Annotated in this window: 18 protein-coding genes and 1 pseudogene; 5 read left to right on the top strand and 14 right to left on the bottom strand. The window is 69.3% G+C overall.

From position 1 onward, the window contains the following. Positions 1–446 precede the first annotated feature (446 nt). Together GEV10_25675 and GEV10_25670 are read left to right on the top strand one after the other, a co-directional pair. Positions 447–1019 carry a hypothetical protein gene (locus tag GEV10_25675; protein ID MQA81821.1) on the top strand — a complete coding sequence of 191 codons (573 nt, stop codon included), beginning with the start codon at positions 447–449 and terminating at the stop codon, positions 1017–1019. Further along, the gene (locus GEV10_25670; GenBank protein MQA81820.1) at positions 1016–1342 is read left to right on the top strand and encodes a hypothetical protein; all 327 of its coding nucleotides are present in this window, start codon (positions 1016–1018) and stop codon (positions 1340–1342) included. The genes GEV10_25675 and GEV10_25670 overlap by 4 nt, the downstream gene beginning before the upstream one ends. A 64-nt stretch (positions 1343–1406) precedes the next feature. On the opposite strand, the gene GEV10_25665 is transcribed toward GEV10_25670, so the two are convergent. The 10 genes and pseudogenes from GEV10_25665 to GEV10_25620 all read right to left on the bottom strand — a co-directional run bounded on the left by GEV10_25665 (position 1407) and on the right by GEV10_25620 (position 12177). Then, complete coding sequence (locus GEV10_25665) at positions 1407–1712, bottom strand: hypothetical protein (protein MQA81819.1); 306 nt, start codon at positions 1710–1712, stop codon at positions 1407–1409. A 1088-nt stretch (positions 1713–2800) separates the two neighbouring features. After that, a pseudogene (locus GEV10_25660) lies at positions 2801–3013 on the bottom strand (DnaJ domain-containing protein). 2 nt (positions 3014–3015) lie between these two features. Further along, the gene (locus GEV10_25655; protein MQA81818.1) at positions 3016–3732 is read right to left on the bottom strand and encodes a hypothetical protein; all 717 of its coding nucleotides are present in this window, start codon (positions 3730–3732) and stop codon (positions 3016–3018) included. Between the two features lie 7 nt (positions 3733–3739). Then, positions 3740–4390 carry a hypothetical protein gene (locus tag GEV10_25650; GenBank protein ID MQA81817.1) on the bottom strand — a complete coding sequence of 217 codons (651 nt, stop codon included), beginning with the start codon at positions 4388–4390 and terminating at the stop codon, positions 3740–3742. Continuing rightward, positions 4387–5328, bottom strand: a complete 942-nt coding sequence (locus GEV10_25645; GenBank protein MQA81816.1) for a hypothetical protein — start codon at positions 5326–5328, stop codon at positions 4387–4389. Before GEV10_25645 ends, GEV10_25650 begins: the two co-directional genes overlap by 4 nt. Positions 5329–5439: 111 nt before the next feature. Further along, on the bottom strand, positions 5440–7734 hold the full coding sequence (locus GEV10_25640; protein ID MQA81815.1) for a hypothetical protein: 2295 nt from the start codon (positions 7732–7734) through the stop codon (positions 5440–5442). Next, complete coding sequence (locus tag GEV10_25635) at positions 7731–10391, bottom strand: hypothetical protein (GenBank protein ID MQA81814.1); 2661 nt, start codon at positions 10389–10391, stop codon at positions 7731–7733. Before GEV10_25635 ends, GEV10_25640 begins: the two co-directional genes overlap by 4 nt. Beyond that, entirely contained in the window at positions 10388–10864 is a 477-nt protein-coding gene (locus tag GEV10_25630; protein ID MQA81813.1) for a hypothetical protein, read from the bottom strand. Before GEV10_25630 ends, GEV10_25635 begins: the two co-directional genes overlap by 4 nt. Positions 10865–10874: 10 nt before the next feature. After that, positions 10875–11147 (bottom strand): hypothetical protein, encoded by a 273-nt coding sequence (locus tag GEV10_25625; GenBank protein ID MQA81812.1) that lies wholly within the window; start codon positions 11145–11147, stop codon positions 10875–10877. Between the two features lie 22 nt (positions 11148–11169). Then, positions 11170–12177, bottom strand: a complete 1008-nt coding sequence (locus GEV10_25620; protein MQA81811.1) for a hypothetical protein — start codon at positions 12175–12177, stop codon at positions 11170–11172. Between the two features lie 1924 nt (positions 12178–14101). Between GEV10_25620 and GEV10_25615 the strand changes: the two genes are divergently transcribed. The 3 genes from GEV10_25615 (at position 14102) to GEV10_25605 (ending at position 18246) form a co-directional block, all read left to right on the top strand. Further along, a complete protein-coding gene (locus GEV10_25615) occupies positions 14102–14560 on the top strand; it encodes a hypothetical protein (GenBank protein MQA81810.1) in 459 nt (152 codons plus the stop codon). Beyond that, positions 14557–15129: a hypothetical protein gene (locus GEV10_25610; GenBank protein MQA81809.1), complete on the top strand. Its 573-nt coding sequence runs from the start codon at positions 14557–14559 to the stop codon at positions 15127–15129. The genes GEV10_25615 and GEV10_25610 overlap by 4 nt, the downstream gene beginning before the upstream one ends. Before the next feature lie 174 nt (positions 15130–15303). Then, positions 15304–18246 (top strand): AAA family ATPase, encoded by a 2943-nt coding sequence (locus tag GEV10_25605; GenBank protein MQA81808.1) that lies wholly within the window; start codon positions 15304–15306, stop codon positions 18244–18246. Between the two features lie 212 nt (positions 18247–18458). Here GEV10_25605 and GEV10_25600 read toward each other — a convergent pair whose 3' ends face one another. The 4 genes from GEV10_25600 to GEV10_25585 all read right to left on the bottom strand — a co-directional run bounded on the left by GEV10_25600 (position 18459) and on the right by GEV10_25585 (position 21835). Continuing rightward, positions 18459–19769, bottom strand: coding sequence for a DUF2252 domain-containing protein (locus GEV10_25600; GenBank protein MQA81807.1), 1311 nt, complete (start codon positions 19767–19769; stop codon positions 18459–18461). Positions 19770–19780: 11 nt separating this feature from the next. Further along, on the bottom strand, positions 19781–20989 hold the full coding sequence (locus GEV10_25595) for a DNA polymerase domain-containing protein (protein ID MQA81806.1): 1209 nt from the start codon (positions 20987–20989) through the stop codon (positions 19781–19783). 85 nt (positions 20990–21074) lie between these two features. Continuing rightward, positions 21075–21404 (bottom strand): hypothetical protein, encoded by a 330-nt coding sequence (locus GEV10_25590; GenBank protein MQA81805.1) that lies wholly within the window; start codon positions 21402–21404, stop codon positions 21075–21077. Then, a complete protein-coding gene (locus GEV10_25585; protein ID MQA81804.1) occupies positions 21404–21835 on the bottom strand; it encodes a hypothetical protein in 432 nt (143 codons plus the stop codon). The genes GEV10_25590 and GEV10_25585 overlap by 1 nt, the downstream gene beginning before the upstream one ends. Positions 21836–22035: the final 200 nt, after the last annotated feature.

Here is a 22035-nt window from a genome sequence, read left to right as displayed (position 1 = left end):
AGACTCCCCACCGCCTCGACGAACTCCTCGCCCCTCGCGCATCCGAGCGAGTCCCCGAATCCGTCCGCGCCACCACCACCCACGACAGCGCCGCACCGAAACTCCCACACGACCAAGCACCGACACCACCCAAAAACCCAGCTGCCGACAGCGCGGGGACCCGCGATCACCCAGGTCCAGGCGACGACAGACCGGCCGAGGATGGGCCGCACGAGGAGGATCCGCGGCACGACGCGGGCCAGCATGACTCCGACCCGCCGCGCCGCGAGGACGGTGACAAGCCGCACCGCGACAACGACGCCGATCGCCCCCCGACATGGGACGACGTCCGGAACGAACTGCCCACGGACCCGTCCGGGTACCAGGTGACTCCGCGGGACTGCCAGCAGTTGGGCCTCACACCCCAGCAGGTGCGTTGGTGGAGCCAACGCGAAGCGCCGTTGGGCATGACTCCCGAGCAGTACCGCGACTTCAAGACCTCACTGCGCGACGCCTTGCTAGCCGACGGCATCGACCCGGCCGACGTCGACGTACGCCTCCAGGGCTCCGCCGCCCACTTCTTCTCCGGACCACACAAGCAGTTTCCAGGACCCGGCCATCCCGACTGGAATCCTACGACCGAGCAGGCCGTCAGGGACTGGTTCGGCGACGACCCGGCCCGACCCAAGAGCCGTCCTTTCGACAGCGGTAAGAAGCTCGGTGTGGACCCCAAACTCAGTGACTACGATGTCCAGATCTCCTCCGACAAGATGCTCGAGGTAGTGCAGAGGCGGTGGGAGGAGAAGGACTTCAAGGGAGAGCTACTCAAGGAACCCTTTGGATTCGCGAACCGGGATGCAGTCTCCCAGAGCTTCAGGAAACTGAACCGCTGGGCACACCGCTGGCGAGGTAAGACTGGACGAGACATAGCGCCAGCGTTGTTCGGGTCGTCAGGACCACCCCACAAAGGGTCCGACATATCGGCCCACTTCCGCCCAGACGACTGGATAGTCGATCTCGTCGAAAGGAGCAGTCGATGACATCGTCGACGCGGCTCAGAGTTGAGATGCGTGGTGACGTTGACTACGAGGTGCTCGAGATCCTTCGAAGCGCACTCCATCTGGAGGACGAGGGACGTCTGGGTGATGACTGGGACGAGGAGTTCGGGTGCAGGGAGCTGCGCGGTGAGGAAGAGTTCGAGGCATGGATGACGTTGTGGCGTCATAGCCCCACAGAGTGGTCTGTGTCTGTCGCTACCGAGGTTGCCCTCGATGAGGAAGAAATCGCATCCCTGCGAGACGAGATACTTGAGGCCGCACGTAGAGGCGGCCTTCGAGCCTGTCAGACACTCCCGCACGGATGAACGTCGATAGGTCCACGCAGCGGGCTGCGGTGGTGTGACGTGCCGCTCAGAGCTGGCCGCTGGATCAGCGCCAGGCCTTGACCTTCTTCTTCTTGTCCTTGTCGTTCTTGCCGCGGCGGCGAACTCCGCGGACTGCCAGGAAGATCGTCACCAGCAGGCCGATCCCGACCAGGGCCGCGCCGATGTCGATCATGCTGTCGAGGGGTATCGCACCTGCCTTGTCGGCGAGGTCGTCCACGTGGATGCCGCGGTCCTCGAGCCAGCCCTCGATTGCGGGCTTCAGCTTGCGGTAACCGAAGACCGCGAGCAGGCCGCAGAAGAGCATGACGACGAGGCCTTCCCAGAAGCCGTCACCGGACTGCTTGCTCATGTCCGACCTCCGTCGCCGACAGCGTCGCGCTGGTTGTGCAGGCGCAGGAGGAGCCGGCGGTCGACGACGTTCACCGGGCCGGTCTGCAGGAACCAGTCGCCCAGCTCCTCGACGATCGCCTGCGGGTCGCCGAGCGTGACGTCCGTCGGCCCGTCGTCCAGGGTGACCGGACCCGGCCGGGACGCGATCACCAGGATTAAGCCACGCACCGCGACGTCGGCGCCCAGCGCGCGCTGATAGCCCGCGACGGTGGCGTGGAGCCCGGTCTCGCCACCGGGGAAATGCCGGCCGTCGCGGAGCAGCGCGCCGTGCGGCGTCCAGGAGTACCGGCCGGGCTCCCAGTACCGCGACTCGACCAGCGCGACGCGGCGGCCGCAGGCGACGGCGTGGTCGACCGCAGTGCCTTCCACGGTGCTGCCCACGCCGTGGAAGAGGCGGACGCCGGGCAGGTAGGTGAGCGACACCAACGCGTCGGCGCCCATGCGTTCGCCGAACCTGTCGTCGTCGGACGCGTGGCTCTCGCCGGGGCGTCCATACTCGACCTGGGCGACGGCCTCGGGTCGGGCCAGCCGGTCGAGGAGCGCCGACCGGCCGTACCGGTAGGCAAGCACGACGGCCGCCACCAGGACGGCCAGGCAGCCGAAGCCGAGCACAGGGGCCAGCGGCTTGCCCCCGAGGTACATGTAGCCGCCCGTGCCCACCACCGCGACGAGTCCGACCACGGACGCCAGCGTCGAGTTGTCCGTCTCGCGGTACGCCCGCAGGTAAGAGGCGATGATCAGGACCACACCGGCGACGAGCGGCACGAGTGCGACGAGGTGGGTCACGGCCATCGTCACCGTGACGGCGAGGAACACCAGGACGGCGGCCCCTGCCACTCGCTTCCCGTGGCCGTACGGCGGGTCGACCACGGACGGCGCGTCGGGGTCGACCCGCGACCACCACGTCAGCTGCTCGGGCTCGACGACCATGCTGCGAGCCGTGCCATCGGCGAACTGCCAGGTGCCTGCTGCGGTCTGCTCCGTGTCACCTGCCGCCTCGGACGTCGGCTGGCTCGACGCCTTCGCCGGAGGAGGCTGGGGGTCCGTGCCGTCGAGGCCGTCGTCGTAGGCCTTGCGTTGCGAGGGATCCGTCAGCGTCTCGTACGCCGTGCGCAGCAGCCGGAACATCCCGCTGTTGCCGCCGCTGTCGGGATGAGAGACGCGCGCGAGCTTGCGATAGGCGCGGGTGATGGCCTCGGTGTCCGCGTCGTGAGGTACGCCGAGCAGGTCGTAGTAGTCGGGCGTCGTCGACCGTGGCATGGCTAGTCCCGCTGCGACGTGGTGACGTCGATCCGGTCGACGCGCCAGCCGTCCTTTGCCCGTCGCACGGTGAGCTTCTGGTCGGCGCTGTCCTCCTCGCGCGTCACCTTTCCGGCCGCGGCGACCCGCACGTGGTACGCGCAGACGGCCACGACCACGGCCTTCTTGTGCGAGGCGACGTGGCAGTAGAACTCGTACGACGCCTTCGCGCCCTTCGGCAGCCGTTCGGGTCCCTGGTCGCCCGGGTCCTCGCCTTCCTCGGTCGTCTTCGGCGGGGTGTACGCACTCGACAGCTTCGGCGACATGTAGCCCCGCAATGGATTGACTCCGGGCTTCCACGCACCCGGGTTCGTGCTGTCCTGGGCTCCGAGGAGGGCCACGCCGACCCGGAGCGGATCCTTGCGCGCCGTCGCGACCTTCGGTTCCGGTGGCACGGTGAGCGAGATGATCTGGTTGCGCTTCATCGCCTTGCGCCAGTCGACGTGCTGCCAGGGCGTGGCGGGTGGCCCGCTGTCGACGGGTGACGAGCTCGTGGACGCGTTCATCGACGCGCGGCTCGGCGCGTCCGTCCCCGGTGTGCTGCCGAGCCGGTTGCCCGAGTAGTCGCCACGTTGGGCCACGACGACGCAGGTGGCGAGCAGCGCGAACACCGCGACGAGGACGACGCCGAGTACGAGGGCGCGACGGGAGGGTCCACGTCGTGCGTTCGGTGTCGTCATCGTGACCTCACCACATCGAGATGTGCACATGGTCGTAGTGGTTCTGCGTGTTGCTCCCGCGGCTCGACATGCTGCGCCAGCCCTTGGCATCCGTCCCGGCAGGTACGTTGCCACAGCCCGACTCCGACGCGCGCTGCACGTTCCAGATGCACTGCTGGAAGATGATGTAGTGCACGCCGAGCACCTTGGCGTTCGCGATCGCCCATGACGAGATCGCGAAGCCGTTGGCGGTCTGCTCGGCGTTCGACGCCTTGCCGAGCCCGCTGATCATGACATCGAGCGCGCGTCCGCAGCCGTGGTCGTCGGAGTATGCATCGGGACCCGGTCGCCACCCACCGATCGACTCGAACCGGCCGTCGAACTTCTCCTCGACCTGGCTCCTGACGTTCTGGCTCCGAGGAGTGAGGTGCGTCGAACGGCTCTGCCCCTCGGGAGCCATGCTGGCGGGAAGCCCTTGTTGACGGATGTCGGCGGCGCAGTTGGCCGTAGGCGCAGCGACGTCGCCGCCTGCTGCCCCTGGCGGGCGGGCACCGCCGGCGTCGACGGAGGCGGTCGACGCGTCGCCGCCCTGGGTGAACGACATGCCCATCGCGCCGCACGACCCCATGACGAGGACGAACATCGACGCCGTGACGAGCAGGAACGTGGAGAGTCTCATGCGGCCGTCGCCCCGCTGCAGGACTGGAACTCCCAGTGCCACGGCTCGAACGCGCTGGCCTCTGCCCACGCGGGGTGCACCCAGCCGAAGCGGGATGCGTGCTGCTTCATCCAGCGGAACTGCGGGCTGTTGAACTGGTTGATGCCGCTGCCGAGGTCGACCGCGCATCCCCACCCGTGGTTGCTCCTGCCCGGAGTCGCCGCCATGCCCGCGCCCTTGCTCGCGTAGAGCGCACGTTGCTCGGCGAGCGTGCGGTACCCGTCCGTGACGGAGATGTCGTGCCCGAACTTCTTCTTGAAGTCACCGGAGAGCGCGATGAAGCTCTTGCCCGCGTCGCAGCGCAGCCACTGGCTGTTCATGCTGCCGGGGAGCTGCAGCATCTGGGGACCACTCGACGGGATGGCGCCGTTCGAATGCCCACCCCAGGGCGTGCCGCGGTCGAATGCCGGGCAGCCCTTCGCGTAGTCGCCTGCCGCCTGGACCGCAGTGCATCCGGCTGCGACGTCCGTCAGGTGCTTGGTCCCCCAGACCGACGAGTCGACGGCCTGTGCGAGCGCCTGGACGTCGAACGCGTCCGCGCGCAGCGCCTTGAGGATGCCGGGGTAGTTGCCGTTGGTGAGTGTCTTGATCGTGGCGGACACCCCGACGGCCTCGTTCGGGTAGTTCTTCACGCCGACGGAGTTGTAGTCCGTGGATCCGGGTGCGTCGTGCGTGGTGTTGAGCGGGTTCCAGGTGGCGGTGCCGCCCTCGGCCTTCTGCCATGCCGCGAGCCCCATGATGTGCATGTCGGTCACGGGCGCCTGGATGCCCTGCTGAACACTCTCGAAGAACCCGGCGTACCTCCCCGCCTTGACGCCCTTGCAGGTGACGGAACCGCCGCCGGACGGCGACTCGGTGCCCATCGAACCGAAGAGCGCCCCCATGCTCATCGAGAGCATCCCGGCCGGGAGGAAGGCGAGGGCGACAACGAGAACGAGCCAGATCGGCACCCGCCGTCCGCCGTTCTCCGCGCTCACCTCGCCCCTCCAGACTGTCGCAGCCGCACAGGGTCAGGACAGTTGCCGCCTGAGCAGCTCCTGTTCGCGTTCGGCCCGTCGGCGCTGCATCTCGGCGATCAGCTCCTGGGCCCTGTTCGACGAGGGACGCTCGGACGCCGGCGAGCCACCGCGGGAGGGCGAGCCATCACCGCGCGGGACGGCGCGTCCCGCGATCCTGGTGGCCCGTTCGCCCGACGCCGGGTTGCCACCCCCGGTGGTCGAGTCGATCACGTCGCCCTTGACCTTGCGCGCGGTGCGGCCGGCGGCCTGTGCACCCTGGACGGCGCCGAGCGCGACGATCCCGGGTGCGCCGAGCGCCGCGCCTCCCGCCGCACTCGTCCCGCCGACGGCCCCCGCACTGCCGGCGGCACCGGCGAGCTGCCCAGCGCGTCCGGCACCCGCCGTGGTGCTCAGCGCGAGCTTGCCCTGCTTGCTCTGCCCGACGGCGTTGCGTACGCGCTCGCTGAAGAACGGCTTGGCACGTCCGCCGACGCCGCTCGCCAGATCGGCGCGCTGTCCGCCCACCGCGCCGGCCGGATCGCCACCCGGTGCGCCGCCGCCGTCGGCCACGGCCGTCGCGACCGGGAGCGGCGCGAGGCCGGTCTGCTTGCGTTGCTGGGTCTCGACCATGGTCTCCCCACCCGGCCGCGACAAGGAGCCCTCGAGCTTGGCGCCGATCTGCCGGGCGCCGTTGCGCAGACCGGCTGTCAGCTTCTTGCGCAGCATGAAGCCGGCGACCGCCACGATCAGCGCGAGCGCGAAGTTGACCAGGGGGGCCTCGCCCAGGCCGAGGATGACGCCGAGGACGTCCAGGTACACGACGACCACGAGGACGCCGGCGATCGTGCCGGCGATGCAGACGAGCAGGCCGGTGATCCACTTCACCAGGATGCTGCGCCCCCAGCCGGGCAGCGGCGCGACGGTCCAGACGAGGCCGGCCACGGCGATGTAGACGGCGGCGGCGAGCTGGCTGAGCAGGAGCAACCCGACCGCGAGCAGGCAGAACAGGGCGATGAGGATCGCCATGATGAGCAGCAGCGAGGCCATCAGGATGCGCTCGACGGACGGACGCAGGGCGCCGGCCGTGACACAGCCGCCCTCCTTGGTGAACTGCTCGTACCTGGTCGTCTGCTGCTCACCCTTGGCGTCGAGCATCTCCCAGTACTGCCGCTCGCATGCGCCCTTCTGGACCTTGCCCGTGTTGGCGATCATGTGCGGCTTGACCAGCACGCTGGTGACGAGCTTGTCCGACACGGCCCTGCCGACCTGCTGGTCGGCGATCCGGTTCGCCGCCTGCGCGCTGGTGGGCAACGTGGGCGATCCACCGGGATCCAGGGAGATCACCGCGACGGTGAGGCCGAAGTAGCGCGCGGTGTTGATGCTCTTGTTGATCGTCGTACCCGGATGCAGCAGGAACGCCGCACCGATGACGGCGATCAGCACCGCCACCATCAGTTCGGCGAAGCCGCGGCGGAACCGGCGGAAGAGCATGAGCAGGCCGGCCCAGAGGGCAGCGAGCATGAGGACGAAGCCGCCGAAGCCACCGAGGTGGAGCCGGTCGATCACCTTCGCGTCCCAGGCCCGCTGCAGGTCCCCGGCGAGGTCGCTCACCACCGCGAGCGGCTGGAATGAGACGCCCCACTGGGTGAACCAGGCTGCGAGGTTCACCACCATCTGGTACATGCCCCAGACGAACCCGAACTGAGTGCCCAGAGCCTCTTCCGTGGCGCTGTCGACGCCGGCGTTCTTGGTGCCACTGCCGCAGCTTCCCTGGAAGAAGGGCACGAAGCACTTCCAGCTCGCACCTGCCGAGGGTGACGTGGCCTCGTACATTGCGGCGAACGAGGACACCGGGATGCAGTGGCCCGCCGCCTTGCCGGCGCTACGGGGTGCGATGACGTGCGGTCGCCCGACGCAGCCCTTCTGATCGGTGAGCTGGCCGAAATAGTCGGGCGGCTCTTCACTACCGCCGCCCTTCGCCTTCGCCTGCTGTGTCTGCGAGGTGCCGGGCGTGGGCGTCGGCGTACCGCCGTTGGGCGTGGTGCTGGGTGCGGTGCGCCGACCGTCGGGCGTTGCGGTGACCGTGGGGGTGCTGCAGCCGACGAACCGGCAGGGGTCGTCGCCGGGACCGGGACTCGGCTTGGCTCCCGGCGGGGTCGGGATCGGGGACGGTGCCGCTGCCGGCGCCGCGGCGTGCGCGGGTGTCGCCGGGGCGACGACGAGGGTGACCACCGCCGCCGCGACGGCCACCACGCAGCAGGCGACGGCGACGACGCGGACGAGGCAACGGCGCAGGCTCGAGGTCATGCGTCATCGCCGTCCTGGGTCGCGGGCCGTGCGGGAGCACTGACGAGTGGCTCGACGCCGGTGTGGGTGAGCATGCCGTCGCGGACGTCCTGCAGGGGCGGCATCGCGATGTGCAGGACGCCCTTGTTGCCGTGCCGGTCGAAAAGCACGCAACGTCCCGACGGCAGCTCGGGGTCGTTGATGAGACCGAGCGTGCCCGGGTCGGACGCGTCGAGCCCGACGAATCCCGCGTTGAGCTGGGCGAGGTTCTCGTCGCCCTGGCGGAAGGCGAACCGGTACTTGAGCAGTCCCCTGGTGGCCTCGTCGCCGAAGTCGGCGGCGTCGTGCGACCCGAGCAGGACGGCGGCGCGGTGCTTGCGGCCGTCGCGGATGATCTCGTACCGCAGCTGCTGTCCCTCGTGGTTGTTGTTGAGGAACCAGCACTCGTCGAGCGGGACGACCGTCATCCGATTGTCGCGGAAGGCGACGTACCGGCAGGCGGCGGTGGCGACGTAGATGAGTGCCTGCGCGTGGATCTGCTCGAAGCTCAGCTTGGTGCTGGGGTTGTTCACGACCTCCTTGGGCGGCAGCGGCAGGTTCGGTGTGTGCAGCACGGTGAAGTCGGCCTCGTCGAGACGCACCACGGGCAGCGTCTCGTCGAACAGCGCGCGCGAGGTGGGACGGCGGGCGATCGCGCGCAGCTGACGCCTGATCTCCCAGGCGATGGCGGCGTCGTCCTCGGCCAGCGCCTTGAGCACCTCCGGCTCGTCGCCTTCAGGAGCTCCCGAGCCCGTCACCGGCTTGCCCCGGCTGGCGGACGCGTAGGCGAGCGACTCCATCTCGCGGATGAGCATGGCCATGCTGCGGTCGGGTCGCGGCGCGATCCGGTCGAGGACCTCGGAGACCATCGACGCGTGCGCGCTGGTGGCCTCGTAGCCCAGGAGGATCGACAGGGTGCCCTCGGCGATCGTGCGACCCAGGTCGAACGTGTTGCCGTCCACGTCCTCGTCGAGGCGCGGCAGGATGCGCAGCGGGTCGAAGGAGAAGCCGACGTCGCCGGAAACGGTGATGACGTTGACGCTCAGCGGATAGCCCCGGTGCTCGGCCCACTGGCGCATGCCGTACGCGAACCTGGCCCACTCGCCCATCGGGGTGCGGTCGATCGTGATGCCCCGGCCGCCACGCGACAGGATGTAGTAGGTGACGGTCTTCATCGCCACCGACTTGCCCGAGCCGAGCTCGCCGGTGAAGGCCATCGACGCGGCACGCTGGGCACGCAGAGCGCCCTCGAGGTCGAGCATCACCGGGTAGGTGACGCCGACCTCGGTCAGGTAGCCGAGGATGAAGCCGCTGGGATCACCGAGGTCGACGTCGACGAAGGGCATGCCTGCCGCGAAGCCGCTGGGCAGCAGGAACTGCTTGTAGTCGTCGCACACGCGTGGCCTGGGTGCGCCGGGAACTCCTGCCCAGAACAGCTCCTCCTGCTCGCCGGTCGGGCGCGGGACGGGGAACTGGTTGGGCCGGTACAGCGCCTCGATGCGGTCGGCGCGGTGCTCGACCTTGTCGACCGAGTCGCCCCACACCGTCAGCACGATCGTCGGCTGCAGCTCCGGGTCGAGCTTGTTCACCGCGAGCTCGGCGCTCTCCTGGTCGAGCGCGGCGGACGCGTCGCCGAGCTCCGGCGGTGCGCCGGCGATGTCACCGTCGAACTCCTCGTACTGCCCGATGAGCTCGCGGCGCTGCCTGCGGGCCTTCTTCTGCGCGTCCTCGTTGCGGACGGACCGCAGCCGCACCGCGACGTCGCAGCAGAACGGGTCGGTGTCGTCGAGGCCGGTCAGCAGGTTGTACGGCCAGGTGAACCACTCGGTGCCGGGGAAGGTGAAGTGGCGCGGCATGTCCGCGATGACGAGGTTGGACTGGTAGCTCTGCTCGTGCGCGTCGATGCGGACGTACCGGCGGATGAGCGGGCGCCGCATGGATTCGAGCCGGTCGTCCTTGCTGCCGCCCTCGTAGAAGATCGCGTCGCGGAACTCGGCCAGGCTGAGGCCCGAGCGCAACAGCTGGGCGTAGTCGTCGACCGCCGGCAGGGGTGGCTCCTCGGCGGTGCCCCGCAGGTGCTGGTGCGCGTAGATCCAGAGGATCTCGGCCGGCGAGGCCGGGCGGTGCCCGAGCGACGCGGGGAAGTGGCTGGCGAGGCGTTGCGCCTGGGTCTGTCGCAGTGCCACCTCGTCGTCGGGCAGCTTGGTCCAGGGGAGGCCGAACGATTCGGCGATCGAGACCTGTGCGGCACGGCGGTAGGAGCCGAACCTGTTGCGTGCGTCGATGTGTGGCAGCGGGACCGCGACCCAGTGCGTCGGCTTGCGGATCTCGTCGTCGCCGAGGACCTCGAGGTGGGCAGCGGCGAGCTCCTGCACCATCGGGTTGTCGGTGTCGACGCCGTCGAGCGTCTGACCCACGACGGTCAGCGGATCGACCCGCGCCCAGAGGGTGAGCAGCAGCGACTCCTCCGGGAGGGCGGAGCAGAGGTGTTTGATCGCGAGGCGCATCTGGCGCTTGCCGTTGAGGCCGGCGCGCATGTAGGGGACGCCCTTGAGGCGCCAGATCGCCCACACCGTGCCCTGGCGGGTCACCACCAGGTTGTCGACGATGTCGTACGCGGGGAACGTCTGGTTGCTCACGTGGCCTCCTCGCGTCGACGGTCGAGGGCTGCGTAGATCTCCGGGTTGGCCACCCGGACGAGGGTGCGCATCCGGACGGTGTGCGGTCGCGGTTCCTGCACCCTCCTGCCGTTGCGGGTGCCGTGGTTGCGGGCGACGACATACTTGAGGAAACCGATGAGGAAGCGGTACGGAGGCCTGTTCTCGATCTGCAGGTGGCGGACGACGAAGGCGAGCACGGCCGGCAGCCCGATGTAGATGGCCAGGTTGACCGGACCGAAGTGCGCCCAGACCGCCCGGCTCCAGACGAGCACGAGCAACGTCCCGACGAACGTCCCGATCTGCAGCGGGGAGTACGGCCCGCCGGGGATCGTCCAACCGCGGTCGTTGCCGATGCCGGACTTGATCCGCCCGATCAGCTTCGGGTAGCGGCGGGCGAACGTGTAGGACCGACAGACCTCGAAGGTCTGGTCCGACTGCTTCGCCTCGGCCATCGGGACGTCCCTAGTTGTCGAACTCGGGTGCGAACAGGGCGGCAAGGGACTTGTATCCGTCGAGGCCGACCGCCCAGAAGACGAGAGCCGCGACGCACAGGCCGACGATGACGGCCTTGACCTGGAACTTCGCCTTGATCATCAGGTACAGCAGCCCGCCGATGCAGGCGAGGGTGACGAGTGCCCTGATGGTGGTGGTGGCGTCCCTGATCTTGGTGTTCAACCAGTCGAGGACACCCCCGTAGACGAGCATGTCCATCTGGTGGAGCAGTTGAGGTAGCACGGTCGATCTCCTTCGGCGCCGGTCAGGGTGTGGGGACCGCTGATCCGCTGGGTTGGCTGTCGGTCGCGTCGGGCGTCTGCCGACCTGGTTCGCTCGTCCGCCGCTCGGTCGACGGAGCGGGGTCGAGCGAGAGCACCTCCCACCGCCCGTCTCGCGACCGCAGCGTGAGCGGGTAGTCCATCGGGATCGTGGCACCACCGGATCCGACGACCGTGGCATGCACGAGGACGTGGACGGTAGTGCCGTCCGGAGGTACCTCCGTCGCATTCTGGGCGTCGCCGTCGACCGGCTTGGCGGCGATCGAGCTCACGGTGACCTTGGTGGCGCTGGGCGGCGTCACCGGCGCGATGGACACGTCGGGGCTGGTGTAGCGGGCCAGCTCACCCTGTCCCGTGAGGTAGGCGTCGAGGAATCGTTGCGAGGTGTCACCGATCGGTCCGGTCGTGGACACACCGGCGTCGGAGTAGACCGAGTTCGTGAGGGCCTCCGCCGAGGTCGGGGCCGGGACCTCGTAGGGCGCCGACGTCACCTGCCACACGATCGTGTCGTTGCTGCCTGGCCCGGTGCCCGTCGTGCCGGCCTCGGCGACCGGCACGCGGTACCAGTGGGTGCCGGCGGGTTGCAGCTTGCCCGCGCGGTCCTTCGCCACCTCGTTGACCGCGAGGAGGACGCTCCAGTAGCCGGATCGGACCTCGTCCGAGGAGAGGACGACGGGCGTCTGCGCGGCGAACCGAATGTTCGCCTTGGCGGTCAGGGTGGGCACGGTCGACATGAAGGGCTGCAGGTCGGACTCGCTTCCCTCGCCCGCGGGAAGCCACCGTTGGATGAACACCGAGGCGAAGCCACCCGCTCCCGCTCCGGAGGGCGCAACGGTCTGCTTCTGAGTGGGCGCGACTCCCCTGCCCTCGTGGAGAACGAGTCCGAGCACGCAGACGACGACGAGGGCCATCAGGCCCCACAGGCCGGCCCGCGCGGCCCGCGCGCCGAAGTCGGACCGGTGGGTGCTGATCGATACCGTGCCGTCGAGCACCTCGGCGCGACGTTCCTTGCGCTTCGGCTTGCGCTTTTTGCCCGGTTTCCTGCCTTCAGGCGAGGGTTCGACTGGTTCGGTCGGTCGATCAGGTGACCGAGCCGGGGTGGGTGGGGGTGTCGTGGTGCCCGGGGGCCGCCGCGTGCCGGGAGCCGTGCGCGGGGGAACAGTGCCGACGGCCTGCGTCCAGGGGGCGGCCTGCGTGGACGCAGGGTGTGTCGCGGCGGGGTCCTGCGCGGCTGGACGCGTAGGCTGCGGCTGCCCGGGCGCGCCTGACACGGGAGCGGCGCCCCACGGTGGCGCGACGCTCCCGGTCCGTGGCCCCTGGTAGCCAGCGAACGGGTCGACCTGGGGCTGTTTCTTCCTGCGCACTCATCCCCCGAGGCGGTGTGTCCGTTTTGGTGTGAACCTCGCGGCCAGTGTAAGCGCCGAGGGAGACGACTGCATCCGCCTGGTGACAGCCCGATGACACCGTGTAGGAACTGCTGCCAGCGCGGGTTCAGCCGGAGTATGTGGGCGGCAAGACGATGAAGCCGATGACGTCCAGCACAAGGACGACGATTCCGCCGATCCAGGCGACCTTGGGGACAAGGTCAGATTGACCAAGCTCGCGGGCCTTCCGCTGACCCATGACGCCTAGGACAACAGATGCGATTGCGCCGACCCCACAGAGAAACCAACAGACAATGCCAACGACACCCAAGATCATCGGAGTCCGAGGGTTCGCCGCCGCAGGCGGCGGGCCCGTCGACGATGCGGTGGACGCAGCGGGCCTGTCGCCCGCCTTACCCTGGATGCGGCGGGGAGAGGCATAGCGTCGCGCAGCTGCGAAAGGGTCCGTGGGCGGCTCGGAGGTGGGCTCAGGTTGATCTGAGGGCGTCGCCATCTTGGATCACTCGTCTCCGCACTGGTATCGACGCAAGCGTACGTGGCGGTCGGCCAGGTTATGAGAGCCGCCCTGTCCACAATTCCTGACAGGCAGTTGCGCCTGCCTGGCCGAGGCAGCACGCTATGTGGGCATGAGGGGGACTAGCCGCTTCTGGCTTGCTGCCACGCTCACCGGAGTTCTGTCCGCGGGGGCGAGCTCCTGTGCGGGCGACGAAGGTAGCAAGCCGACTTCCTTGGCTCCCCTGACGCCGAGCAGCTCCTCATCGAGCGCGTCCCCGACTGTTACGAGGGGAATGTCAGACGAGCAACAGGCACGGGCAGTCTACACGGCATATACCAGGAGGTTGTCGACAGCAGAAACGATGACGAAGTCTCCGCGGCGCAAGTTTCTAAGGCAATGGTTGATAGAGCCTGCACTGGGAAACCGTGTTGAGGGGATCGAAGAGTTCCGCGCCAAGGGCTACCACTCTTCCGGCGTGGCTCGGCCAGACATCAGAGACATCAAGATAGCTGGAACCCGAGCAACCCTTAGCGACTGTGCAGACGAGAGTCAGATCGTCGTGAGAGACAGTGCCGACCACGTTGTACGTCGCGGCCACGCGGGTGTCTGGAACGTGGCGACGCTTCAGCAGACCAAGACAGGCTGGCGTATCAGTGAAGTCGCGGTGGGGGGTGACGCATGCAGCTCATAACGATGGCCGCGGCCCTAGCAATTTCGATTACATACATCGGACTAAGCAGCGGACCCAGCTATGCGAACGAGGGATGCGAAGCTAACCGCAAAGCCCAGATCTACGGCTGTGATCGAGCGCTGCCACCCGGTGAGAAGGTGAGGCCGAGCAAGAGTTCCGAAGCGGAGCCGAAGCCAAGTCGTCCAGGTGCGCGGAGTACTGAGGAGCCGCCGCCGTGTTCTGGGACGACGATCAGCGTGAACACAGGAGACGTCTTGGGGTCGTGGTGGTCCAAGGCGCCTATCGAGTTCAATCGGTGTCCGACGGCGGAGCCTGGTGAGCCGGAAGAACCGGTGGTGTCCACGGTGGAGTTGTCGCGTCGGGCGAACGCGCAGCTGCCGGTTCCGGTGCCGATCGTGAAGACCGCGCCGCCTCGGGGGAAGAGGATGCTCGTACGGATGCCGGCGTGGTTCTGGCTGGACGAGTCACAGTGGGATGCGCGGAGCGCTCGTGCCCAGGTCGGGTCGGTGTGGGCGGAGGCGACGGCGTCGGCGTTCGAGCTGGTCATCGATCCCGGGGACGGTTCGGCACCGTTCACCTGTGACGCGCCCGGCACTCCGTACGCCGAGGGGGCCGACGAGGGCGACGCCTGCACGCATACGTTCAAGCGGTCAGGCACCTACACGGTGCGCGTGACGGCGAACTGGGGTGCGGACTGGGAGGGGTCCGACGGCAATGGAGGGACGCTGCCGACGATGGGGCGGTCCACGTCGTTCCCGATACGCGTGGTGGAGGCCCGCAGCGAACTGATCGCGAATCCATGATCAGGTCTCCACGTTCCGGCATCAGCATGGTGATGGTCCTGCTGGTCGCGACAGTCGCGTCGTGCATGGGGGATCCACGTGAGCAGCCGGCGACGCTGCCTCCGGTGACCGCCGTGACCCGGACTCCGAGCACGGCCACCCCGACGGTCGCGGACGATGCGGCGGCGGAGAACGCGGTCCGCGCGGTCTATCTCGATTTCCTCGCGAACCGGAACCGAACCACCAGGATCCCGCCCGACCGGGTGCACCGAGAGGTGGCACGGTGGTTGACCGATCCCGAGCTGTCCAAGTCGCTGGACAGTCTCGCGGCAGCTCGCAAGCAGCATCTACGTAACAGCGGACTGATCAAGCCCGACATCATGTCGATCACGGTCGACGGTGCGACGGCACGCCTCGAGGACTGCATGGACAAGAGCGCCACCTACCTCGTCGACTCCCGAACGGGCCGCAGGATCGCCGGTAGCGCCGGTAGCGCCGACGTCTGGGCCGTCTCCGACTTCAAGAAGACCGCCGAGGGGTGGCGGATCTCCTCCACCTCCTCGAAGTACAAGTCCTGCGTCGACCGCTGACTCCCGCGCGGACGCCGGGGCAGGGACCGCGGACGAACTGACACGCACCAGCCCGCCGACGACAGGTACCGTACGAGGGTCGCGCGCGCCTCCGGGGATGTGTGCGCACAGCGACTCGACCGGAGGACGGCGCCAGCGGTGTGGTCCCTCCGATCTCGCGGGAGAGGTTGCCGGATGCCGACCGACTCGACCGCGCCGGGGTATGGGTACCTCCGGCCGTTCATCGGGCGTGCCGCTGAACGGGCCGCGCTGGACGACGCGTTGGCGCGGGCGGTGGCCGGGCAGCCGCGGGTCGTGGTGGTGAGCGGTGAGGCAGGGGTCGGCAAGAGCCGGCTCGTGGAGCAGCTCGCGGCGCGCGCGGGTGACGGTGGTGCGCGGGTCCTTCTCGGCACCTGCGTGGCCGCCGGCCCTGGGGGGCTCGCCCTCGCGCCGTTCATCGGCGCGCTTCGCCGGCTGATCCGCGAGGTGGGCGTCGAGGACACCACCGCCGTGTTCCCCCTCGGCGAGGGCATCGAGCAGCTGCTCCCCGAGCTGCGGCGTGATCGGGCCGAGCCGGACGCCGAGTCGCGGGTACCGCTGGTCGAGGGGTTCGGCAGGTTCCTCGAACGGCTCGGCGACTCCGGGCCGGTGGTGCTGATCCTCGAGGACATGCACGCGGCCGACCCGTCGACCAGGGAGATGCTGCGCGACCTCGTCCGCACACTCGACGCCGCGCGGGTGCTCACGGTCCTCACCTACCGCACCGACGACCTGTATCGCGGGCATCCGCTGCGGCCGTTCCTCGCCGACCTGCAGCGCGGTCGGGGCGTCCAGCTCATGGAGGTCGGACGGTTCTCGCGCGCGGAGACCGAGGAGTTGATCGCCGGCGCGTCGAGTGAAGCGCCCACCGCGGCCATGGTCGACCGCATCTTCACCCGCTCCGGCGGTAACGCGTTCTTCGCCGAGCAGCTCGTCCGGGCGGAGCTCGCCGGCACCGCCGGCGGTATGCAGGACTCGCTGCGCGACCTGTTGCTGAGCCGGATCGAACAGCTGCCGGCCCCCGCCCAGCACGTCGTGAAGCTCGTTGCGATCGGCGGTTCGTCGCTCTCCCATCGCGTGCTCGCCGCGGTCGCCGCGATGCCCGAGGATGCCCTGCTCGATGCCCTCCGGGCCGCGTCCGACGCCCACGTGCTCGTGACCGACGACGACGGGTACGCGTTCCCGCACGAGCTGCTGCGCGAGGTCGCCGCCGACTCCCTCCTGCCCGGTGAACGCCTGCGGGTCCATCATGCCTATGCCGACGTCCTCGAACGGCAGCCCGAGCTGGTCGCGCCCGAACGCCACGCGGCGTCGACCGCGTACCACTGGACGGGTGCCGGCCTGCCGGAACGCGCGCTCCCCGCACTGATCCGCGCGGCCAGCGTCGCGGAGGCGTTGCATGCCTACGCCGAACAGCACCAACTGCTCAGCGCCGCACTCGACGCCTGGCCGCATGTCCGCGACCCGCAGATCTCCAGGCTCGAGCTGCTCGACGCGGCGACCCGCGCGGCATGGCATGCGGTCGAGAACGACCATGCCCAGCACCTCATCGACGAGGCCCTGGACGAGGCCGACCGCGTCGCCGACGCGCACCGGGTGGCCGCGCTCCTGGCGATACGCGGCAAGATCCTGCTCCGCAGGGGCGAGGCCGGGGCGCTCACGGTGGCCCGGGAGGCCGAACGGCTGGCGGGCACCCAGCGCACCGCCACCCGCGCCCGGGTCCTCGAGGTCCTTGCGTCCGCGCTCGCCAGCCAGGGGCTCACCGACGAGGCACGCGAGGTCGGGGTCGAGGCGGTCCGGCTGGCCGTCGACGTCAAGGACGAGGAGCTCGAGGTTGCCGCCCGGGGCACCCTCGGGCTCGTGCTCGGCCACCTCGGCGAGCACGATCGGGCCGTGGCCGAGATGGACGCGGGACGGACGCTCGCCGAGAGCCGCCGCGACCTGCGCGGCCTCACGCGCATCTGCGTCAACCTGTCCCTCGAGCTCTGGACGCACGGCCGGAACGGCGAGGCGATCACCGTCGGGCAGGCAGGGGTGGACGCGGCGCGGCGGTCCGGTTCCGCGTACGCCCAGGGCACCTATGCCGCCACCAACCTCGCGAGCGCGCTCTTCACCCTCGGCCGTTGGGACGAGGCCGAGCAGGTCGTGGCCGAGGCGCTGGCCGAGCGGCCGACCGGTGTGTACCGCGCCTACCCGCACCTGATGCTCACCGAGATCGCCGTCGCGCGCGGCGACGTGTCTGCGGCGAAGACGCACTACACGGTCGCGGTCCGTTCGGTGGACGCGAGGTTCGGTCACGTCGAGGGCAGCCTGCCGATGGTCAGGCTCGAGGCCGAGATCGCGCTCATGGAGCACCGGGTCGCCGACGCCAGGCGGCTGGTGGCCGGCAGCCTCGACCGGGCGCGGGTACAGGGGTGTGCCGCCGCCTACGCGTGGCCGCTGCTCGCCACGGCCGCACGCGTCGAGGCGCGAGTCAGGGCGCAGGGTGCTCCGCCGGGCGACGCCGGCCGGATCACCGACGTCGCCGCGGGGTTGCCGACCACCGCACCGTGGTGGCGGGCGACCGCCCTGCAGGTCGCCGCGGAGCTGACGCCGGCCGAGGGCGCGACGCCGTCCTGGCGCGAGGTGCTCGCGGCCTGGGAGGACACTACCAACGTCCACAGCACCTGCTACGCCAGACTCCGAGCCGCCGAGGAGGCGGTCGCCGCCCACGACCACCGCGATGCGCAGCGGTGGCTGCGTGCCGCCGCGAAGGACGCCGCCGAGATCGGCGCGCTCCCACTGTTGCAGGAGGCGAAGCTGCTGGCCGCGGGCGCGCGAGTCGAGCTCGACGAGGGACAGGCAGAGCCGCCCGCGATGCCGGCCGCCGAGCGGCTCGGCCTGACCCGACGCGAGGTCGAGGTCCTCGTCCTGCTGGCCGAGGGCGCATCCAACAGGGCCATTGCCGGCTGCCTCGTGATCGCCGAGAAGACGGCCAGCGTCCACGTGTCGCGGATCCTCACCAAGCTTGGCCTGAAGAACCGCACCCAGGTCGCGATCGCCGCCCACCGTCTCGGCCTGACTACTCAGCCCGCGCCCGGCGGTCGCGACTTGACGTAAGGAGTCCGGCGGCACCGCTAAGGGATCCGTCCGGCGATCTAAGACAGGATTGCGGACGTTCGCCGGACGACCGGCGCGTCCGGAGGCGCCATGCTCGGGGCATGATCCCCACACGTCCGCGTGCAGACGTGTTCGGCAGCCTGACCTGACTCGGGACTACCCCGATCGCAGCCACCTGCGGAGCGCCGAATCCCCCGTCGGTGCTCCGCAGGTCAGGTGGCCGTGACCGCGTGGAACGCGCCGGCACGGAACGCGTCGACGAAGCGCCGGTGGTCGGCCCTGGTGGCGTCGGCGTAGGGCATCGCGAAGTCGGTGATCCACGCCGCGAACTCCTCGGCGGAGTCGGCCAGCCGCGCGTGGACGAGGTCCTCGACCTGCGCCTCGACGACGATGGCCTCTGCGTCCGCGTCGGACACGCAGTGCATCTTCGCGCTCGCCCTCCCGAGGTCGCCGACGAGCTGCCCGATCTCCGCCGGCTCGGTCAGCTCGTGCCAGGCGAGGTCGCGCTCGTACGGCGACAGCTCGCGGACGACGAAGCCGGTGCCGTCGATCTCGGTCCACCCGAGGAACGGGTCGGCGTAGGACTGCAGCGCCCGTTGGGACAGCGCCGTGCGGTGCCCGTGGTGATCGAAGGCGGTCGCCAGCCGCTCGTCGCGCACCACTCGGCTCGGCGCCGCGACGTTGCCCTCCTTGAGCGACAGGATGACGTCGTTCTCGAACGCCTGGCTGCGTCCCTCGATGAGGACGCTGTACGTGGTGAGACCGGCGCTGCCGATCCCGATGCCCGACCGGCCGACGACGTCCTTGACCTGGTACGCGACGTCGCAGTCGAGCCGCTTGTCCGGTGGGATCGTCTCGAGGTACCGCGCGTACGCGGTCAGCACACGGTCGCGCTCGTCGTCGCCGAGCGGACGGATCTGCGGGATCCGCCGGAACGTGCGCTCGAGGTCGATCACGACGGACTCGCGCTCGAGCAGGGAGATGCGGCTCGCCTCCCGCGCGGTGCGCAGGGTGCGCAGCACCGGACCCGTCGCGCTGTCGAGCCGCAGCGACCATGCCTTGTCGTCCGCGGCGTCGACGTAGTGGGCGACCTGGTCGACGTAGCCCCGGACATACCTGACGATGTGGTCCTCGATGGCCTCGTCGGGGAAAGCCTTGCTCCAGCCGAGCAGGGCGATGCTCGCCGCGCACCGCATGAGGTCCCAGGTGTACGGGCCGAGGTACGCCTCGTCGAAGTCGTTGACGTCGAAGACGAGGATGCCGCGGCCGTCGAGGTAGGTGCCGAAGTTCTCGGCGTGCAGGTCACCGTGGATCCAGACCCGCGAGGTCTGCTCGTCGGTCCACGGGTCGTCGCGGCCCGAGACGTCGTTGTAGAACAGGCACGCGGAGCCGCGGTAGAACGAGAAGGGATCGGCGGCCATGCGCCGGAACCGGTGCCGGAACGCGACCGGGTCACGCCCCATGAGGTCGCCGAACGCGCCCTCCAAGCAGTCCACGATCTCGTCGGTCCGCGCGTCGCCCATGCTCCACCAACCTACCCGGAGTGCTGCGCCCACGGGTCGTAGTCGACCTCGAGCTCCTCCTGCGGCGGGCGTTCGGCCTCCGGGACGTGCTGCAGGTTGACGCGGATCCGGTACCAGAGCGAGCTCCGCCCGCGCATCCCGTCGATGAGGATGTCGGCGGCCTGCAGGTGCTCCACGACGGACGGGTGCCGCGCCTTCCAGCGGTCCAGGCCCGCCGTCGCCTCGGCCTTGGTCTTCGCCCGGGCGATCTCGACGAGGGGCATCGTCTGAACCCGGCGGCCGACGCCCTTCGGCGGCTTCTCGGCGGGACCCAGGCGCTCGGCGAGGGCGAGCAGCGGTTCGAGTGATCCCGACACCTCGTCGATGCCCTCCCACGGGTCGCCGACCTCCGCGAACCGGTCAGGAACGGTGAGGACGGTGAAGGCTTGCGGCGAGCAGTCGGGCACCTCCGCCCAGGCCAGGGGCGTGGAGACGCGGGCATCGGGCGTGGGCCGCACCGAGTAGCCCGACGCGATCGTCCGGTCCTTCGCGTTCTGGTTGAAGTCGACGAAGACGCCCTCGCGCTCCTCCTTCCACCACCGGCTGGTGGCGATCTCGGGGGCGCGGTTCTCGACCTCGCGGGCGACGGTCTCGGCCGCCAGCCGCACCTCGCGGAACGTCCAGCGCGGCTCGATCCGCGCGTAGATGTGGAAGCCACGCGACCCGGACGTCTTCGGCCACGCGGCCAGCCCGTGGTCCTCGAGGACCTCCTTCGCGACCCGCGCGACGTCGACGATCTGCTTCCAGTCGACGCCGGGCACCGGGTCGAGATCGATCCGCAGCTCGTCGGGGTGGTCGAGGTCGGGCGCGAGCACCGGATGCGGGTTGAGGTCGATGCAGCCCAGGTTGACGACCCACGCGAGCTGCGCGGCGTCACGCACGACGACCTCGTCGGCGGAACGGCCGGACGCGTACCGCAGCTCGGCCACCTCGATCCAGTCGGGCCGGCTGTTCGGTGCGCGTTTCTGGAAGAACGCCTCCTCGTCGATCCCCTTCACGAACCGCTTGAGGATCATCGGCCGGCCCCACACCCCGCGCACGGCTCCGTCCGCCACGGCCAGGTAGTAGTGGACGAGGTCCAGCTTGGTCACGCCGTGCGCGGGGAACACCGGCTTGTCCGGGTTGGTGATCGTCACCTCGCGCCCGGCCACTTCCAGGACTCGCGACGACTTGGCTGCCATGCGATCACGATAAGGCCGCAGGCGAGCGTCAGTGTGAACCGTGACGTCGTCGGCCGGGTGACGAGGCCGAGGACGAACAATGACGTCAGCCGCGCTCTGCGAGTACCCGACGCGCCAGTGCTGCCAACTCCTCGAGCGCGTGCACGTACCCGGCGCGGTTGGCCATGCTCGACGGCAGACGCTCGGTGGCATCAGAGACTAGGTGGTCACGCAGCAGCCTGAGTACGGTCAACCGATCGTCGGGTTCCATATCCGCCACTGAAAGCATGGGAAGATTGTTCTCGAGCGTCTCCACGAGGAGCTCGGTCAATCCGACGCTCGTGGCCGAGTTGAGCAAGAACTCCAGCACCCAGTTGTACTGGGACGAGTTCACCGGCCAGGACAGATCCCTGGTCAGGATGACGCTACCGGCCATCAGGTACCCACCAGGAAGACCTTGGACCCATACGGCTTGATCTCCTGCTCCACGAGTCTGATCTGACTCGGCGTGAACTGCGAAACGTCGATCGGGACATAGTCTGCCTTGCGTACGTGCTTGTGCAGCTCGTTCTTGAAGTGCGTCCACTGATCATCGAAGTACTTCGCGGGGAAGTTGCCCATGGCGTCGTAGGACAGCCCGTCACTGCCTACCCAGTCAGGCGCACTGTTGCTTTCGGTGTGGCGAGTCAGCGTCACACCTCGTTGCTTCTCGATCCGTACGGCGGTCTGTTCTTCGCTCGGTCGATACCGGTCGACGGCGGGGTCCATGCCTAGAGCACGTCTACGGGCTTTCTCAGTATCGGTGACGTAGTCGCCGTTGAGCTCGTCGCGAATGATCGTAGGGTCACTGGCTGCGTCGTCGCCCACCTGCGTTGGCGTGTCACCTGCTGGGTCTTGTTGTTGGCGTGTGCCTGAGCCATCGGCGTCTGGGTTTTTGGGTGGTGTCGGTGCTTGGTCGTGTGGGAGTTTCGGTGCGGCGCTGTCGTGGGTGGTGGTGGCGCGGACGGATTCGGGGACTCGCTCGGATGCGCGAGGGGCGAGGAGTTCGTCGAGGCGGTGGGGAGTCT

The sequence above is a fragment of the Streptosporangiales bacterium genome, assembly GCA_009379955.1.
In the GTDB taxonomy this organism is placed as follows: Bacteria; Actinomycetota; Actinomycetes; order Streptosporangiales; family WHST01; genus WHST01.
Note: the sequence above shows the minus strand (reverse complement) of the source record. Positions and strands in the feature narration are given on the sequence as shown.

What these genes read in the sequence shown, in the direction of transcription:
- GEV10_25595 (MQA81806.1), bottom strand. Translation starts at nt 20,989, where the DNA reads ATGGCAGCCAAGTCGTCGCGAGTCCTGGAAGTGGCCGGGCGCGAGGTG.
- GEV10_25600 (MQA81807.1), bottom strand. Translation starts at nt 19,769, where the DNA reads ATGGGCGACGCGCGGACCGACGAGATCGTGGACTGCTTGGAGGGCGCG.
- GEV10_25610 (MQA81809.1), top strand. Translation starts at nt 14,557, where the DNA reads ATGATCAGGTCTCCACGTTCCGGCATCAGCATGGTGATGGTCCTGCTG.
- GEV10_25670 (MQA81820.1), top strand. Translation starts at nt 1,016, where the DNA reads ATGACATCGTCGACGCGGCTCAGAGTTGAGATGCGTGGTGACGTTGAC.
- GEV10_25655 (MQA81818.1), bottom strand. Translation starts at nt 3,732, where the DNA reads ATGACGACACCGAACGCACGACGTGGACCCTCCCGTCGCGCCCTCGTA.
- GEV10_25630 (MQA81813.1), bottom strand. Translation starts at nt 10,864, where the DNA reads ATGGCCGAGGCGAAGCAGTCGGACCAGACCTTCGAGGTCTGTCGGTCC.
- GEV10_25645 (MQA81816.1), bottom strand. Translation starts at nt 5,328, where the DNA reads ATGCTCTCGATGAGCATGGGGGCGCTCTTCGGTTCGATGGGCACCGAG.
- GEV10_25605 (MQA81808.1), top strand. Translation starts at nt 15,304, where the DNA reads ATGCCGACCGACTCGACCGCGCCGGGGTATGGGTACCTCCGGCCGTTC.
- GEV10_25590 (MQA81805.1), bottom strand. Translation starts at nt 21,404, where the DNA reads ATGGCCGGTAGCGTCATCCTGACCAGGGATCTGTCCTGGCCGGTGAAC.
- GEV10_25640 (MQA81815.1), bottom strand. Translation starts at nt 7,734, where the DNA reads ATGACCTCGAGCCTGCGCCGTTGCCTCGTCCGCGTCGTCGCCGTCGCC.
- GEV10_25675 (MQA81821.1), top strand. Translation starts at nt 447, where the DNA reads ATGACTCCCGAGCAGTACCGCGACTTCAAGACCTCACTGCGCGACGCC.
- GEV10_25665 (MQA81819.1), bottom strand. Translation starts at nt 1,712, where the DNA reads ATGAGCAAGCAGTCCGGTGACGGCTTCTGGGAAGGCCTCGTCGTCATG.
- GEV10_25650 (MQA81817.1), bottom strand. Translation starts at nt 4,390, where the DNA reads ATGAGACTCTCCACGTTCCTGCTCGTCACGGCGTCGATGTTCGTCCTC.